Raw genomic sequence first — 2345 nt, 5'->3', positions numbered from 1 at the left:
CGTGCATGCTCGCTTAAGTGATTAGGCGCTAAATGAGCATATCGCCTTACCATTTCAATTGACTCCCATCCCCCCATTTCTTGCAGTGCTGATAATGGAACACCGGATTGAACCAGCCAGCTAGCCCAAGTATGCCTCAGATCATGGAATCGGAAATCTTCTATTCCGGCTCGCTTTAATGCGGAATTCCATGCTGTGTTATCATCAACACGCATCTTTCTGATATTAGGCATTACCATTCCATCGGGATTAGTTGATGGTTTAGTATGGACGAACACCCACTTATTATGATTTCCTATCTGGGCACGTAACACCCTGCAAGCAGTTTCGTTTAGGGCTACCCCTATAGCCCTAGCCGATTTGCTTTGGTCTGGGTGTATCCATGCTACTTGCCTCTGCATATTAATTTGAGACCATTCAAGATTGATAATATTTGAGCGCCTTAATCCTGTTGCCAGTGCAAATTTGACGATTGACTGTAAAGGTTCGGGGCATTCATCAACTAATCTTTGGGCTTCATGAGACTCTAACCATCTGACACGTTTATCTCTGACGGCTGGAACCTTGATCGCGGGTGCTTTCTCTAACCATTTCCAATCCCGTTCAGCCACCCTTAGCAGAGACTTCATCAATGATAAGTGCTTTGCCTTGGTTGCTACCGAGACGGGAACTTCTGTATATGCAGGGACTTCTTTTCCTTTTTTCTGGGCGGCTTTAACTCGACTTTCCCAGCGCTGCTTAGATTTGCGGTTTCTCATCTTGCTGATTGCCGTATAAATTCTGGCTTCGGTGATATCCTTTAGTCTTACTCCTTCGAAGTATTCCAACCAGAACGCCATACGGCCTTTATCATCATCCAGTGATTTCTTATCAGCTTTTTCCTCGATCCATCTCAAGCACGCCTCATCAAAGGTTACATCAGGGAAATCACCCAACCTTTCTATGCGCCATAACTCGGCCTTTCTTCGGTCGTGCAACTCCTGAGCTTGCTTTTTGTCCGTTGTCCCAAGAGACTCCTTAATTCTTTTGCCGCTTGGCGTCGTGTAGTTCCCATACCACGTATTTCCTCTACGGAAGATTGACATTGTTTATCTCCTTTCTCTGTCGCATCTACCGCGCTCACAATCACAGTTTGGATCGGATTGTTGATTGCTGCAATACATGCGGCGCGTGTAAATAAATAAGGTGAGTTTGGCTTGGTGGGGTTCTTCTTGGTGTAGGCTATTTTACCTATCTGACACCATAGGGATAATGTGTCCACATCAATCCCTATGAGCGCTGCCGCTTTCTTTCTGGATAAAGTTATGCTTTCTGTCTCATTATTATCAGTGATGAGCCTCATTGCTTCATCTCCTTATCAATCATATCTACGTAGTATCGCAGCCACATCACAGGCAAGAATTTGCTCTTTTGATGTGGCGACATAGCGGTTTCAAATCGGGGTAGGTACTGAGTGAGTATTGTTGCGGTTTGCTGGTCGGTGCGTTTCTTGATTTTGAATAATTCGCTTCGGCACTCCCTTGCCACCTGTCGTCTTCCGTTCTCGAATTCGTTAGTCATGGGTGATGGTGACGGTGAAGTCGCTCATAATCCTCCCCGCACTCCCGACTACAGAATGCACCGTGTGTTGCTGGCTCAGTCTCACACCATCGGCACATTCCGTTGATGCTGGTTAATGGTGGTTTCCGGTTCTGGAGCGCATGGGATACCGTCAACTCAACGGTATCGTTAGCTGTGTCGATAATATCCATGAGGGTTCTCCTTTAATAAACAGTGATATATTGACCACAATCGTTGCAGCAATATTCGTTAATATGACGTCCATCCTCCCCCCAATCATTAGAGCCACATCTACAACGCAGAATGCGTATGCATTTCTCAGGAATGGTTATTGGAGCAAATTTCTCAACTGACATCTCATTATCAAAATGATAGCCATTGATTTTTATTTTATTGGTATTTCCGCTTCTTGTTACATAACAAAAATATATGTCGCTAGTGGTTTTCATTACAGTTGATTGGCGTGCATCTGAATTAGTCATAACATCATTGTTCATTTTTGCTATCCCCTAATTCGTCACGGGAGCATGATTCAAAAACAACTCTGGCTATTTCAATGCAAAAAGGGCAATCCACCCGTCCGGTTTTTAATTTCCCATCCGGAATGTATTCATGAGAAATGCCACACAAGGTAACGTAATCGCTGTTTTGAGAATTTGGCAGGTGATTATATTTAATGCCGAATGCACCCCCATAAATTATTTTAGCCATTATTATCACCTGATTTAATTTTCTTAACTGGATAATTGCATCCAATCATTTGATGAAGTACCCACGGAGCAAAA

At 43.8% G+C, this 2345-nt stretch carries 4 protein-coding genes; all 4 read right to left on the bottom strand.

Annotation, left to right across the window (positions count from 1 at the left end; genetic code table 11):
- The coding region (locus NXS07_RS19535; protein ID WP_258087464.1) for a tyrosine-type recombinase/integrase at window positions 1–1085 on the bottom strand (1085 nt) is incomplete at its 3' end.
- A gap of 471 nt (window positions 1086–1556) precedes the next feature.
- Complete coding sequence (locus tag NXS07_RS19530; RefSeq protein WP_258087463.1) at window positions 1557–1751, bottom strand: hypothetical protein; 195 nt, start codon at window positions 1749–1751, stop codon at window positions 1557–1559.
- Between the two features lie 12 nt (window positions 1752–1763).
- A complete protein-coding gene (locus NXS07_RS19525) occupies window positions 1764–2057 on the bottom strand; it encodes a hypothetical protein (RefSeq protein WP_258087462.1) in 294 nt (97 codons plus the stop codon).
- Window positions 2047–2271: a hypothetical protein gene (locus NXS07_RS19520; protein ID WP_038213657.1), complete on the bottom strand. Its 225-nt coding sequence runs from the start codon at window positions 2269–2271 to the stop codon at window positions 2047–2049. Before NXS07_RS19520 ends, NXS07_RS19525 begins: the two co-directional genes overlap by 11 nt.
- Window positions 2272–2345 lie beyond the last annotated feature (74 nt).

Source organism: Xenorhabdus bovienii (genome assembly GCF_024721015.1).
GTDB classification, from domain to species: Bacteria; Pseudomonadota; Gammaproteobacteria; order Enterobacterales; family Enterobacteriaceae; genus Xenorhabdus; species Xenorhabdus bovienii.
Note: the sequence above shows the minus strand (reverse complement) of the source record. Positions and strands in the feature narration are given on the sequence as shown.

What these genes read in the sequence shown, in the direction of transcription:
- NXS07_RS19520 (WP_038213657.1), bottom strand. Translation starts at nt 2,271, where the DNA reads ATGGCTAAAATAATTTATGGGGGTGCATTCGGCATTAAATATAATCAC.
- NXS07_RS19530 (WP_258087463.1), bottom strand. Translation starts at nt 1,751, where the DNA reads ATGGATATTATCGACACAGCTAACGATACCGTTGAGTTGACGGTATCC.
- NXS07_RS19525 (WP_258087462.1), bottom strand. Translation starts at nt 2,057, where the DNA reads ATGAACAATGATGTTATGACTAATTCAGATGCACGCCAATCAACTGTA.